The sequence below is a fragment of the Cereibacter johrii genome (assembly GCF_001720585.1).
GTDB classification, from domain to species: Bacteria; Pseudomonadota; Alphaproteobacteria; order Rhodobacterales; family Rhodobacteraceae; genus Cereibacter_A; species Cereibacter_A johrii.
Map to the genome: position 1 here is coordinate 1 of NZ_MABH01000075.1, position 13,095 is coordinate 13,095.

General features: G+C 67.7%; 16 protein-coding genes and 1 pseudogene. 9 read left to right on the top strand and 8 right to left on the bottom strand.

Features of this window, described 5'->3' with window-relative positions:
* Nucleotides 1–372 (bottom strand): annotated as a pseudogene (gene fliI, locus A9O63_RS05710) (flagellum-specific ATP synthase FliI); the annotation flags it as partial.
* An 83-nt stretch (nt 373–455) separates the two neighbouring features.
* On the opposite strand from fliI, the gene A9O63_RS05715 reads away from it, so the two are divergent.
* Genes A9O63_RS05715 through A9O63_RS05755 form a run of 9 tightly spaced genes read left to right on the top strand, consistent with a single transcriptional unit; the run spans nt 456 to nt 4,973 of the window.
* Nucleotides 456–839 (top strand): FlgB family protein, encoded by a 384-nt coding sequence (locus tag A9O63_RS05715; RefSeq protein WP_069331059.1) that lies wholly within the window; start codon nt 456–458, stop codon nt 837–839.
* Between the two features lie 2 nt (nt 840–841).
* Entirely contained in the window at nt 842–1,222 is a 381-nt protein-coding gene (gene flgC, locus A9O63_RS05720) for a flagellar basal body rod protein FlgC (RefSeq protein ID WP_069331060.1), read from the top strand.
* Nucleotides 1,223–1,235: 13 nt separating this feature from the next.
* On the top strand, nt 1,236–1,526 hold the full coding sequence (gene fliE / locus A9O63_RS05725) for a flagellar hook-basal body complex protein FliE (RefSeq protein WP_069331061.1): 291 nt from the start codon (nt 1,236–1,238) through the stop codon (nt 1,524–1,526).
* The gene (locus A9O63_RS05730) at nt 1,526–1,792 is read left to right on the top strand and encodes a flagellar biosynthetic protein FliQ (RefSeq protein WP_011338882.1); all 267 of its coding nucleotides are present in this window, start codon (nt 1,526–1,528) and stop codon (nt 1,790–1,792) included. Before fliE ends, A9O63_RS05730 begins: the two co-directional genes overlap by 1 nt.
* A 1-nt stretch (nt 1,793) precedes the next feature.
* The gene (locus tag A9O63_RS05735; protein WP_069331062.1) at nt 1,794–2,513 is read left to right on the top strand and encodes a flagellar hook-basal body complex protein; all 720 of its coding nucleotides are present in this window, start codon (nt 1,794–1,796) and stop codon (nt 2,511–2,513) included.
* A complete protein-coding gene (gene flgG / locus A9O63_RS05740) occupies nt 2,510–3,295 on the top strand; it encodes a flagellar basal-body rod protein FlgG (protein WP_069331063.1) in 786 nt (261 codons plus the stop codon). The genes A9O63_RS05735 and flgG overlap by 4 nt, the downstream gene beginning before the upstream one ends.
* Nucleotides 3,295–3,714, top strand: a complete 420-nt coding sequence (flgA, locus tag A9O63_RS05745; RefSeq protein ID WP_069331064.1) for a flagellar basal body P-ring formation chaperone FlgA — start codon at nt 3,295–3,297, stop codon at nt 3,712–3,714. Before flgG ends, flgA begins: the two co-directional genes overlap by 1 nt.
* Before the next feature lie 10 nt (nt 3,715–3,724).
* Complete coding sequence (gene flgH / locus A9O63_RS05750; protein ID WP_069331065.1) at nt 3,725–4,444, top strand: flagellar basal body L-ring protein FlgH; 720 nt, start codon at nt 3,725–3,727, stop codon at nt 4,442–4,444.
* A 1-nt stretch (nt 4,445) separates the two neighbouring features.
* Complete coding sequence (locus A9O63_RS05755) at nt 4,446–4,973, top strand: flagellar basal body-associated FliL family protein (protein ID WP_069331066.1); 528 nt, start codon at nt 4,446–4,448, stop codon at nt 4,971–4,973.
* A gap of 31 nt (nt 4,974–5,004) precedes the next feature.
* Here A9O63_RS05755 and A9O63_RS05760 read toward each other — a convergent pair whose 3' ends face one another.
* The 7 genes from A9O63_RS05760 to motA all read right to left on the bottom strand — a co-directional run bounded on the left by A9O63_RS05760 (nt 5,005) and on the right by motA (nt 13,043).
* Entirely contained in the window at nt 5,005–5,334 is a 330-nt protein-coding gene (locus A9O63_RS05760; RefSeq protein WP_069331067.1) for a hypothetical protein, read from the bottom strand.
* Nucleotides 5,331–6,410, bottom strand: coding sequence for a flagellar type III secretion system protein FlhB (flhB, locus tag A9O63_RS05765; RefSeq protein ID WP_069331068.1), 1,080 nt, complete (start codon nt 6,408–6,410; stop codon nt 5,331–5,333). Before flhB ends, A9O63_RS05760 begins: the two co-directional genes overlap by 4 nt.
* A complete protein-coding gene (locus A9O63_RS05770) occupies nt 6,407–7,189 on the bottom strand; it encodes a flagellar biosynthetic protein FliR (RefSeq protein ID WP_069331069.1) in 783 nt (260 codons plus the stop codon). The genes flhB and A9O63_RS05770 overlap by 4 nt, the downstream gene beginning before the upstream one ends.
* Nucleotides 7,186–9,252, bottom strand: coding sequence for a flagellar biosynthesis protein FlhA (locus A9O63_RS05775; RefSeq protein ID WP_069331070.1), 2,067 nt, complete (start codon nt 9,250–9,252; stop codon nt 7,186–7,188). The genes A9O63_RS05770 and A9O63_RS05775 overlap by 4 nt, the downstream gene beginning before the upstream one ends.
* A 3-nt stretch (nt 9,253–9,255) precedes the next feature.
* Nucleotides 9,256–9,771, bottom strand: a complete 516-nt coding sequence (locus A9O63_RS05780; protein WP_235836937.1) for a transglycosylase SLT domain-containing protein — start codon at nt 9,769–9,771, stop codon at nt 9,256–9,258.
* Between the two features lie 450 nt (nt 9,772–10,221).
* A complete protein-coding gene (locus tag A9O63_RS05785) occupies nt 10,222–12,123 on the bottom strand; it encodes a hypothetical protein (protein ID WP_235836938.1) in 1,902 nt (633 codons plus the stop codon).
* Between the two features lie 50 nt (nt 12,124–12,173).
* Nucleotides 12,174–13,043, bottom strand: coding sequence for a flagellar motor stator protein MotA (motA, locus tag A9O63_RS05790; RefSeq protein ID WP_069331072.1), 870 nt, complete (start codon nt 13,041–13,043; stop codon nt 12,174–12,176).
* Between the last annotated feature and the right edge of the window lie 52 nt (nt 13,044–13,095).

The following is a 13,095-nucleotide window of genomic DNA, read 5'->3' on the forward strand; positions in this document are numbered from 1 at the left end:
GGGCCGCGCGCGCGGGCCGCGAAACAGCGGGAGGCCGTCGAGCGGGCGGCCGAGCGGATCGACGATCCGGCCGATCCAGCTGTCGTCCGGCGCGATCTCTGCGGGGCCGACGAGAGCCACCGCATCGCCGATCGCCAGGCCTTCCGGGCTGCCGTCGGGCAGGATCGTCGCCTCGTGCGACGCGAGGCCCAGAACCTCGCCGCCAAGGGTACCGCCCGCGCCGCAGATTTCCACCCGGTCGCCCATGCCGATGCCCCGCTCCAGGCCTCCGACGGAAAGGGTTCCCCGTCCGATCGCGGTCACGCGCCCGTAGCGGCGGCGGAGCGGGATCGCCGCGATCTCTGCCAGAAGTCCGTCAAATTCACCCGACATCGGATCCCTCTTTGTTCGCGCCTTACCCTTTCTAAAGGAATCGCCCTTAAGCCTTGGTGAAACCGATCGAGGGAGAAGCCCCGATGTTCGAGAAGCTCGAGATCGTCAGAATGGCGCAATCCATGGCCCGCCACGCCGGCTTGCGCACCGAGGTGGTGGCGCACAATCTGGCCAATGCCGACACGCCCGGATACCGGGCGCAGGACCTGCCGGATTTCGAAAGCTATGCCTCCGGTACCGGGGGCATTCGCACGACCCGACCGGGTCACCTGCGCTCGGCCGAGGCCACGGCGGCAGATCCCGTTCCGGTCGAGGTGCCGGGCGCGGCTTCGCCCAACGGCAACACGGTCTCGCTCGAGGACGAGATGGTGCGGGCCGTGGCGGCGCGGCAGCAGCACGAGATGGCGCTCGCGATCTATCAGAGCAGCTCGCGCCTCGTCCGCACCAGCCTCGGCCGGAGTGCGTGACCATGGCGGATCTCCTGCAATCCCTGGGCCTCTCGGCGTCCGGCATGCGCTCGCAGGCGCTCCGGCTGCGACATGTCTCCGAGAACATCGCGAACGCGGACACGCCGGGCTATCACCGCAAGACCGTGAGCTTCCGGGAGGATCCCGACAGCGGCCAGGTCTCGACCGGGCCCGTGCGGCTCGACCGGAGCGAACTGCAGAAGATCTACGCACCCGGTCATCCGCTGGCCGACGAGGACGGCTATTATGACGGGTCCAACGTGGATCTGGTGGTCGAGATCGCCGACGCCCGCGAGGCGCAGCGCAGCTACGAGGCCAATCTCAGGATGTTCGATCAGGCGCGCCAGATGACGCAGAGCCTGCTCGACCTCCTGCGTCGTTGAAAGGAGTTCCAGAATGGACATCAGAACCTCCATCGCAGCACAAAGCTATGCGAAGGCACGGACCGCAGCCGCGCCCGACCAACCGTCGGTGGGTCTCACGGCAGCATTCGAGCGTGCGGCTGAAAGCTTCACGCAGACTCTGGCCCAGGGGGAAGAAACCGCCCGTGCCGCCATGACCGGAAGGGCCGATCCCCACGCGCTCGTCGAAGCACTGGCCGCCTCGCAGATGGCCGTCGAGACGGCGGTCACGCTGCGGGACAAGGTGGTCGAGGCCTATCAGGAGATCCTGAGGATGCCGGTCTGATGTCCGAGCTCGCGCTCTACGATGCACTCCGGCAGGGGCTCTGGGTCGCCGTGCTGATCTCCTCGCCGCTCCTCGGGGTGGCGCTGGTGGCGGGCGTCACCATAGGCCTCCTGCAGGCGCTCACCTCCGTGCAGGAGATGACGCTCACCTTCGTGCCCAAGGTGGGCGCCATGCTCCTGGTCTTCTGGGTCTCGATGAGCTTCATGACGACGACCCTCGTGGCCTTCTTCACCGACTCCATCGTTCCGCGGATCGAGGGGCGCTGAGATGGACGCGGCCGGCTACACCACGCTTACCCGCCAGTCGGGCCTCCTGCGCGAGATGCAGAGCGTGGCCAACAACATCGCGAACCTCTCGACCACGGGCTTTCGCCGCGAAGGGATCGTCTTCACCGAACATGTGAAACGGCTCGAGGGCGAGGCCTCGCTCTCGATGGCGAGCGCCAGCGCGCGTCGGATCGACCTCACGCAGGGGGGCCTCGCCCGCACGGGCGCGACGTTCGATTTCGCGATCATGGGCGAGGGCTTCTTCCTGATTGAGACGCCGCAGGGGCAGGAACTGACGCGAGCGGGCAGTTTCACGCCCAATGCCGAGGGCGAGCTGGTGGATGCGGACGGCAACCGTCTGCTCGACGCGGGGGCCGCTCCGCTCTTCATCCCGCCCGATGCGCGCGGGGTAATTCTCTCGGCCGACGGCACGCTGTCGGCCGGGGATCAGCCCATCGGCCGCGTCGGGCTCTGGCAGCCCACCGATCCCCTCGGGCTCCGGCACGAGGGCGGCACGCGCTTCTCGGCCGAGGGCGGAACCGAGCCCGCCGAGGGCGCCACCCTCGTTCAAGGCGCGCTCGAGGACTCGAACGTCGAGCCGGTCTCCGAGATCGCGCGGATGATCGACGTGCAGCGCGCTTACGAGATGGGTCAGAGCTTCCTCGACCGCGAGGACGACCGGATCCGCACCACCGTCAGAACACTCGGAGACAGCCGATGAAGGCGCTTCAGATCGCAGCCACAGGGATGAGCGCGCAGCAGACCCGCGTCGATGTCATCTCGAACAACCTCGCAAACATGTCGACGACGGGCTACAACGCCCGCCGGGCGGATTTCGCCGATCTCCATTACCAGCAGGTGGTGCGCCCCGGCACCGTCAGCGCCGAGGACGGCCGGATGCTGCCCACGGGCGTCCAGCTGGGGATGGGTGTGCGCCCTTCGGCCGTCTCGGTCGTGCTCTCGCAGGGCGCGCTGGCCCAGACGCGGGGAGATCTCGATCTGGCGATCGACGGGCGCGGCTATCTGGAGGTCACGCTGCCGTCGGGCCAGTCGGCCTACACGCGGGACGGCGCCCTGAAACGCTCGGCCGAGGGGCTGATCGTCAGCTCGGACGGTCACGAGGTCACACCGGGGATCACCATTCCTCAGGATGCCGCCAGCATCTCGATCGATGCGACGGGCGAAGTCTGGGGCTATTTCACGGGCCAGGTGCAGCCTCAGCTTCTGGGGCAGATCTCGCTCACCGGCTTCACGAACGAGAAGGGGCTGGAGGCGATCGGCTCGAACCTCTTTCTCGAGACGGCAGCCTCCGGGCCGCCCATTGCGGGCGCGGCGGGCGAGGACGGGTTCGGCACGCTCCGGCAGGGATATCTGGAGGAGAGCTCCGTCGATTCCGTGCAGGAGATCACCGAGCTCATCAAGGCCCAGCGCGGCTACGAGCTGAACGCCAAGGTGATCACCGCGGCCGACCAGATGCTCGCGGCCACGTCGCAGGTGCGGTGATGCGTAGGGTCGCCCTCCTGCTCCTTCTCGCGTGGCCGGCCTCTGCCGAGACGGTCGTTGCCGCGCGCACCTTGCGCGCCCTCTCGATCCTCGGCCCCGAGGATCTGGCTCTCGCCCCGCAGGACATGCCCGGCGCCCTGACCGAGCTGTCGCAGGCCCTGGGTCAGGAGGCGCGCGTCACCCTCTATGCCGGACGACCGGTGCGGGCCGCGGATCTGGGCCCGCCCGCGATCGTCGACCGCAATCAGCTCGTGCCGCTCTCCTACCGGATGGGGGCGCTCGAGATACGGGCGGAGGGCCGCGCCCTTTCCCGCGGCGGCGTGGGCGACGAGATCCGCGTGATGAACCTCTCCTCGCGCACCACCGTGTCGGGCCGCATTGCGGAAGACGGCGCGGTGCATGTCGGCCCCGGCTCCTGAAGGACATCCCATGCGACGCCTGATCCTTCTGATGCTCGCCCTGCCCGCCTGCGCCCGCCTGTCCGAGGTCGGCAAGGCCCCCTCCTTCACTTCAGCCAACGACACGTTCCAGTATCATGCGATGTATGCGCTGCCGCTGCCCGAGGATGTGGCCAATTCCGGGCCCACCGCAGGCTCCTCGCTCTGGGCGGGTGACCGGGCCTCGCTGCTCGGCGACCGGCGGGCCAGCCGCCGCGGCGACATCCTGACGGTGGCGATCGAGATCGACGACCGTGCCGAGATCTCGAACTCCACGGGGCGCAGCCGGTCGGGTGGCGAGACGCTGGGCCTGCCGTCCTTCTTCGGCCTGCCGCAGCGGATCGACCGGCATCTCCCCGAGGGGGCCTCGATGGCGGAAGCGGTCTCGACCAAAACCTCCTCGAACTACGCGGGCGACGGATCGGTGCGCCGGAAGGAGAAGATGACCCTCCGCATCGCGGCCACCGTGGTCGAGGAACTGCCGAACGGCGTCCTGCGCATCCAGGGCCAGCAGGAGGTACGGGTCAATTACGAGCTGCGCGAACTGATCGTGACCGGCTATGTCCGGCCGGGCGATATCTCGCGGCAGAACGAGATCACCTACGACAAGATCGCGGAGGCCCGCATCTCCTACGGCGGGCGCGGCCAGATCACCGACGTCCAGCAACCCCGCTACGGCCAGCAGGTGGCCGATATCATCCTCCCGTTCTGACATGATGCGCTTTCTTCTCCCCCTTCTCCTGGCGCTCGCAGGTCTCGGAGCGGGCGTGGGCGCGGGGCTCTTCCTGCGTCCCGCCGCCGAGGCTCCGAGCGCGGACGATGCGACCGGCGGCGAAGGTGCTGCCGCCGCGGCTGCCGACGCACATGCCCCCGCCGCCGACCCGGCCGGCGAGGGCCATTCCGGGACTCCGGAGGAGCAGCCGGAATATGCCAAGCTCAACAACCAGTTCATCGTGCCGATCATCGAGGACGGGCGCGTGGCCTCGATGGTCATCCTCTCGCTCAGCCTCGAGGTTCCGCCGGGCGGGACCGAGCAGGTCTATGCGGTCGAGCCCAAGTTGCGCGACGGGATGCTGAGCGTCCTCTTCGATCATGCCAACGCCGGCGGATTTCGCGGCGCCTTCACGGAAGCCGCCAATCTGGTCGCCCTGCGCCGCGCGCTGCTGGAAGTGGCCCGATCGGTGCTCGGCCCCACCGCCATCGACGTGCTCATCACCGACATCATGCGTCAGGACAGCTGAGGCCGGAGGGGCCTGTTCAGGCAGGCCCGCATCATCCGAGGCGGGCCTTCACCAGCCGCAGCGCCTCGGTCCGGGCAAAGGCCGTCCGGGCCGCAGCGCTCTTCTGCGTCCAGTCGACCGTCAATCGCGCCAGCGTCCCGTTGATCTCGGCCCGCCGGCCGTCTGCCCAGGCCTGATAGAGCAGCAGTGCCCGGGCGGCCGCCACCGGATCGAGCTCCTCGGCCGCAGCAGGCTCGAGAGCGGCAAGGCGGTCGAGACAATCCTGCCGCTGGCGGGCCACCCGGCTGAGGTCCGCGAGGCGCAGATCCAGCACCAGTCGCGCGAGCCCTTCCAGTCGGTCGATCTCGGCCGCCCGCTTCATCTCCGCCGTCCCTTCATCTTGCGTCGGATCTTTTCCGCAAACCGGATCGCGGCGGCAACCGCCTGATAATGCTCGGGGCGGATCTCCTCGCCGACCTGAACCATCGCATGCAACGCCCGGGCCGCAGGAGGATCGCGGTGGATGGGCACGCCCGCCTCGATCGCGCGCTCGCGGATGCGGGCGGCGATCTCATCCACCCCCTTGGCCACACAGACGGGCGCACGCCTGTCACCCCGTTTCCAGCGCAGCGCCACCGCATAGTGGGTCGGGTTGACCACCACGACATCGGCCTTCGCCACATCCTGCAGCATCCGGTTGGTTGCAATCTCCATCGCCCGCCGCCGCCGCTGCGCCTTCACATGGGGATCGCCTTCGGCGTCCTTGGCCTCTTCGACCAGCTCCTGACGCGACATCCGGTTGCGGCGCAGATGCTCGAACCGCTGCCAGAGGTAATCCGCAAGGCCGACCCCGGCGGACAGGATCACCACGAGCAGCAGGAACTGGAGAAACAGGCCGAACATGGTGCCGAGTGCGATCTTCGGCTCCATCCAGAGAAGGCCGAAGATCTCGTCGCTTCGACGCGAAATGAAGAAGGCAAGGAGAAGGCCGACGAGCAGCAGCTTGATGAAGCTCTTGAGGAAGTCCACCAACGCGGCGCGCCCGAAGCGGTTGCGCAGACCCGCGAGCGGCGAGATCCGCTCGAGCCGCGGCGCGAGCTTGGAGGGTGCGATTACGAGGGACCTCTGCGCCAGAAGCGCGCCCCCTGCTGCAAGCAGGGGCAGGAGGAACAGCGGCAGGACCGCGGAGACCGCCTCAACGAGAAGCCCACCCACCGGCGCCTGAGCTTGACCGAAGAAGAGGGTCGACAGCCGGTCCGCTTGTCCGAGGAGCGTGCTGCCGATGTCACCCGTGCGCTGCAAGACCCGGTCGCCCAAGGTCGTTGCCGCCGCAAGAAGGCCTGCATAGGCCGCAGCCGTCACCAGATCCTGCGACCGCGGCACCTCGCCCTTCCGCCGTGCCTCCTCGAGCTTGCGCGGAGACGGTTCGTGCGGCTTGTCCTCCTCTCCGTCGGTCATGGAGGTCCCGCCCCCATCGGCGGAGCCTCGAGAAACGCGCGCAGCTCCCCCAGCCAGAGGCCCAGAACTGCCGGTGCCGCGAGCGCCAGCAGGACGAGGCCACCGAAGGTCAGCGCGGGCGCTCCGACGAAGAAGACCATGAGTTGCGGCATGGCACGATTGACGATCCCGAGTGCCACGTTGAAGATGAAGGAGGCCGCAATGAAGGGCATAGCGAGCATGAAGCCCAGCGCAAAACTCTTCACCACCAGCGCAAGTCCCCAGGTCGCGACGTCAGCAGGATCAGGCAGCCGGCCCGCGGGCAGGATGTCATAGGACTGGATGAGAAACAGAGCGATCTGCACATGCAGTCCGCCCGCCACTGCAAGGGCCAGTCCCGCAAGGGTCAGGATATTCGTCATGACGGGCTGAGGCTCTCCCGCAGTCGATCCGAACAGCTGCGCCAGCGACGTCGCCTGCGCCGCGATGGTTCCTGCCGTCTGGAGTGCGAGGACGAAGAGCCGGAGCGACGCGCCGAGGAGGAGCCCCACCGCTGTCTCCGTCAGAAGAGGGGCGACGGAGCCGTCATAGGCCGGGACGCGGTCGCTGAGCGCCGGGAAGACGATCGCGGTGAAGGCGAAGCTGGCGGCAAGCCGCACGCGGACGGGCAGGCTTGTCTCGCCAAACGGCGGCAGGAGCGCCATGGCGGCTCCCACGCGCAGGAAGACAAGGAATCCTCCGCGGAACAGATCCTGCGCCAGCAGGACGAGCTCTGCGAGCCGTTCGAAAAGCGTGCTCATGCCGGGACGGTGCCGACCATGGCGGCGCGCGCCTCCGTGCCGATCTCGTCATAAGAGATCACCGGAACGATCAGGCCCTTGGCGGCCACAACGGCGCGCAGGAAGCGGCGGCGGAGCGTCGAGGTCACGAGTGCCGGCTGGAGCCCCATGTCGGCCGCCCGTGCGAGCTTCTCGGCCAGACCATTCGCCAACCGGCTGAAGGCCTCCGGTGGCAGCGCCACGTCACGCAGACCCCGCCCCTCGAGCTGATGCGCCGCAAAGGTCTTCTCCCATTCCGGCGCAAGCTGGATCAGGGGAACCGTGCCATCCTCGCGCTTCAGCTCGGCGACGATCTGGAAGCCCAGCCGTTGTCGCACATGTTCGCAGATCTCTTCGGGCGAACCGAGAGCGCGGTCCTCGGCAATGGCTTCGAGGATCAGGGGAAGATTGCGGATCGACACCCGCTCCTCCAGGAGAAGACGGAGCACCGCGAGCAGCAGATCCACCGGCACACGGTCTGGTACAAGCTCGTCGAGCAGGCGCCGGTTCGCCTCGGCCCGGCTGCGGTCCGAGAGATTGGTGAATTCGTCCAGCAGCCGCCGTAGACCCTTGAGCGTCAAGAGACGCGCGAGATTGCCCTTCATGACCTCGAGAAGATGGGTGGCAAGCACCTCCGCCGGTGTGACCACAGTCAGTCCGGCCAAGGCTGCCCTTTCCTGATCGTCCGGCAGGATCCAGCGTGCGGGCGCGCCATAGACCGGCTCGCGCACGTCAATCCCTTCCGGCGCCTCGGTCCCCTCCATCAGGAGCACGAGCAGACGGTCCGGCAGGAGGCGATCGCGCACGCGCTCGACCCCCTGAAGGCGGATCCTGTAACTGCCGGGAGGAAGCATACTCTCGTCGGTCACCCGGATTTCCGGCAGGATCAGCCCGAAGGCGCCGGCAATATGGTTGCGCATGTTCACGATGCGCGCATCGAGCCCCGTCGCGGGATCGAGCACCATCCCAACGAGGTTCGGAGCGAATTCGATGTGAATATCGTCAAAATCGAGCACGTCTCCCAGAGGCCTTGCGGTCGGAACGTGGGCCTCGGTCGAGGTGGTAGCGGGTGGTTCTTCTGTCCTGCGAAGACCCATGTAGGAGAGGGCACCGAGTCCGATCGCAGCCGCCATGAACGGCCAGAACGGCAGCCCCGGAATCAGCGCGAACAGCGCCATCAGGAGGGACACAGTGGCGAGAGCGGCAGGAAATCGGCCAAGCTGCTCGAAGAAGGAGACATCCGCAGCGCCTGCAGCACCCCCGCGCGCCAGGAGAAGGGCCGCCGCGATCGAGATGATGACCGCCGGGATCTGGCTCACGAGTCCATCGCCGATGGTGAGGATGGCGTAGGTCTCGAAGGCGCGGCCGATCGGCATGTCATGCATCAGGACGCCGACGAGCAAGCCCACGACGATGTTGAGGCCCGTGATGAGCAACCCGGCCACTGCGTCGCCCTTGACGAATTTCGAGGCGCCATCGAGCGAGCCAAAGAAGTTGGTTTCGGCCAGCTCCTGTTCGCGCCGGCGTCTGGCCTCGGCGTGATCTATGGCACCGGCGGACATGTCGCTGTCGATGGCAAGCTGCTTGCCGGGCATGCCGTCAAGAGCAAAGCGCGCGCCCACCTCGGCCATGCGGCCGGCGCCCTTGGTGATGACCACAAAATTCACGATCAGCAGGACACAGAAGATGACGACGCCCATCATGACGCTGCCGTTCATGATGAAGCTGGCGAAGCCCTCGATGACATGTCCGGCCGCATCGGTGCCGGTGTGTCCATTGCCGATGATGAGCTTGGTCGAGGAGATGTTCAGCGAGAGGCGAAGCATCAGCGAGGAAAGCAGGACGGTAGGGAAGGCCGAAAAGTCGAGCGGCCGCTCGATGAAGAGCGTGACGGTGAACATGAGGATGGCGAGCGAGAAGGAGAGGGCCAGGCCCAGGTCCAGCATCCAGGCAGGCACCGGCAGGACCATCATGACGATGACCGCCATGAGGGCAAGCGCCAGCAGGATGGTCGGCTGGAACAGGCGGTCCCGGGACAGACGCATCTCTCAGTCTCCGAACAGCGGCCGGACAGGCGCGTCGAGTGGCACGAGCGAGCCCGTGCTTCGCACGTCGCCCGCGCGGAAGAGCGGGAAGGCGTTGACGCGGGCCACGGCGCCCCCGGCTGCGGCGGCCGGGAGGTCTGCGAGCAGCATCTCGAAGCGGGAGCGGTAGCGGCGGGCCAGCTCGGGCGTGGCCGAATGATAAGCGCCCGCCGCACTCGACCAATCGTCGGACAGGCCCCGCAAGTCCTGCAGGTAGCGCGCGGCGTAGAGCGCGTTCGCGTCGGGATCGAACATGTCGTGCATCGAGGCAAAATTCTCGGCATGCCAGCGGTTGTTCAGCTGAAAGCAGCCGACGTCGAAATTCCCTCGGCCCTGTTCCAGCACTCCGGCCACGAACTGCTCCGCCTCTGCCCTGTTCGGGAACCAGTGGCCCTCTCCTGCGACATTGACCGCCCAGGGCCAGGGGCGCATCGGCCCGCCGCCGGTCCGGCGCCCCGTCTCCGTCAGGGTGATTGCCATCAGCACCTCCTGCGGCACGCCCGTGGCCCGCGCGGCACGACGGGCAGCTTCCTCGCACAGATCCGCGTCCCGAAGTCTCGCCGAAGCGGGTGAGGCATGGAGCATCAAGGCCAGCCCCATAAGCGCGGCAGACACTATCGCGCACAGGCGGCTGCTAGGGACCATCTGAAGACTCCTGTGGCTTCCTGCGGCGCACTATGCGGCGCGTTTCTTGGGAAACAGTTAGCGGTGCCATGGCAAACCCTGTCCGGCAGCGGAGGATGAGCGGCTTCGAGATAGATGGCGGTTGGCACATGAAGCCGCGCGTTCGCCTTTCTCTCCACCACGACGAGCCAGGCTCGGCCAGCAATGGCGCAGGTGCTGGACAGAGGCGCGCATGGAGCCCGTCGCGCATCTCGACTTCCGCCAGTGGCTTGGGGGCACCATCCCCGACCTCTTCCCGGCTTTCATCTAACCATCGGGCGACTGTTCGGCGCCCGCTGCGCGCAGCAGATCCTCTATGCGCTGGCGCGCCCGGGCGCTTTCCTCGACCAAAGCGCGGCTCCGGGCGAGGGACGCCGGAACAGACGGGGATGTGGCCGCCGCAGGCGGAAGGGACGCGGCATCAGTTTCGGGAGACGACAGGCCGGCCGCATCTGCTGGAATGGGCGGGAGCGGAGGCCCGTCCGGCGGCCGGGCGGCGGCAGTCTCGGCCGGATGCCATCGATCGGCAGAGCGTTCGAGGCCAAGCGCCCGCAAACGGTCCGCCAGCGCCCGGCGGGTCGTGTCGGGCAATGGCGGCAGAGGTTCCGTTTCCGGGAGAACGGCCCGCTCGAGCAACTGGCTGTCGGGGCCGGAGACGGCGAGGATACGCCAGACTTCGGCCTCCGCGTCGGGCGCGAGTGCGCGCCCGGAGAAGGCGCGGTCATAGTCGCCGGTGGCGGCGAGTGCGAGGCGGTAGGCCCGACCGACCCTCTGACCCAGATCCGTTCCCTCGGACTCGTGATACAAGGCGCCGAGGCTCAGCACATCCTGCGCGGACGGCGCCTTGCCTTCCGCCACCTGACCTTCCACGAGCAGCGCCAGCGCCTCAGCCCCTTCGGGACCGGGCTGCTGGCCGACCCGCGCGAGGTCCGCCGCTGGTGGCGCTTCTCCTCGGGCCGCGGCAAGGCGGGCATCGGTGAGCGTCGCCGCCGGCGTCGGTTCGCGCGCGCCCCGCACCAGCGCCTCCCGGATAGCCTGCGCGTTGGCCGGATCCTCCCAAGCAAGGAAATCCTCCGCCAATCTCGGACCCAGCTCCTGCCTGAGATCGGGCGGCAGGCCGGAGAAGGCGCGCAGGACAGCTGGAACATTGACGTCACGAAGGCTTGGGGGCGGGGCGGCGAGCACCGACCAGAGGGCTGCGGCTCCATCGCAACGCGCCATGGCCGCCAGCGGACCATCCGGCTGGCGTTCGCCATCCAACGCATGGGCCATCGATTCCCAGAGGGCCCGATCCGGATGATCGACGGGGAATGCTGCGAGGAGTTGTCGCGCTTCGGCGCCGAACCCGAGGCTCAGGTAGAAGCGGACAGCCTTGGCCAATGGTTCCGCCTGCGGATCGTCGAACTCGCCGGTGAGGCCTGCGAGCATGGCGCCGATCTGTTCGGCCACTGGACTGTCGCCCCTCCAGGCGGCAACGTCGAACCGCTCATCAGCGGGGCATGGCGATCCCTCGGCGGTCAACCGATCCTTCGGAGGAGCTTCGGACGCCACCTCGAACCCGGGCTCGGGCAGGATGCGGACATTGGCAGCGGGCGGAGTCCCGGCGTCCTTCGGCGGGGGCGGCTTGCCTGCGAAATCGACGGCCCCCGCCGCGGCGCCCCGGCTCAGCTGCTGAACGAGCGACTGGCGCATCGCCGTCACGACCGGCGCCTCGAGGGCGAGCGCTGGCGCGCGGAGAGGCGCGGGAGCGACCTTGCGCCAATCGTAGGCGGGCGCCGGAGCAGGAGCCGGAGCCGGAGCCGGAGGAAGTGGTTCGGAAACCTTCTCCTCAGGAAGCGGTTGCTCGTGCTCGGTGGATGATGGAGGCCCGTCGCGGATGTCGAGCACGATCACGCCGGGGCGGATCTCGAATGGCTCTATGTGGCAGGCACAGCCAAGTCCCACGTCGAGATCGCCATTCTCGGTCATCGCGAGCGAGGTTAGGCGCTTTCGGGTGATGGCGCGGAAGGCACGCGACAGCGCAAAGGCCCGAGCGGTCGGCGTGAGCCGCAGACGGTAGCCCTGAGCCGAGCGCCCGAGCTGCCAGGAGCGGATGGAAGGATCCTCGACCACGAGGCGGGTGTAGCCCGGATGCTCGCCCGTTCGCACGGCAGCCTCGGCGCGCGCCATGGCCGGAAATGCCACCAGTGCCACGAGCAGCCCGCAGGTCGGAAGTCGTTTCATGCGGCCTCCTGCTTCAGGGCCCTGATAGCCTCTTCGAGATCGGTGAAGCTCGGGCGGACGTGATGGGGCGTGTTCTGCCGTCCCACCTCGATGCACATGTTGGCCGGGTGATTGTGGAGGTTCGCGATCAGCACCTCGCGGATCAGATTGTAGAAATGGCCGTCCTCCTCGACCACGGCCTTCACCCGGTTCGCGAAGGGGCCGACGATGCCGTACGCGAGAAACACGCCCAGAAAGGTGCCCACGAGCGCCCCGCCGATCATCTTGCCGAGAATCTCCGGCGGCTGGTCGATCGAGCCCATCGTCTTGATGACGCCCAGCACCGCCGCCACGATGCCGAGCGCCGGGAGCGCGTCGGCCATCGACTGGAGCGCATGGCTGGAGTGCAGCGCGTGGTGCTGCGCCTTCTCGACCCGCTTGTCCAGAACCTCCTCGACCTGGTTCGGATCGTCGTAGTTCATCGAGGCGGCCCGCAGCGTGTCGCAGATGAGCTCGATCGCATCATGATCGTGCTGGATCTTGGGATAGCGCGAGAAGACCGAAGACTCCTCAGGGTTCTCGATATGCTCCTCGAGGCCGACAGGATTGACCTTCGCGATCCGCACGAGCTCGAAGAGCAGGCAGAGCAGGTCACGGTAGTCGCCTGGCTTCCACTTCGGACCCTTGAAGACCTTGCCCACATCCTTGATCGTTTGCTTGACCGTGGCGAGATCGTTCCCAAGCAGGAACGAGCCCACGGCCGCTCCTCCGATCATGATCATCTCGAACGGCAGCGCCTTCAGGATCACGCCCAGCTTGCCGCCGGCCAGCATGTAGCCGCCGAACACCATCACGAAGATCACGACGATGCCGACGATCCCGAACATGCACGGACTCCTGCCTCAGTTGCCCGCGACCTTCGCAAGGCGGGGTTAAGAT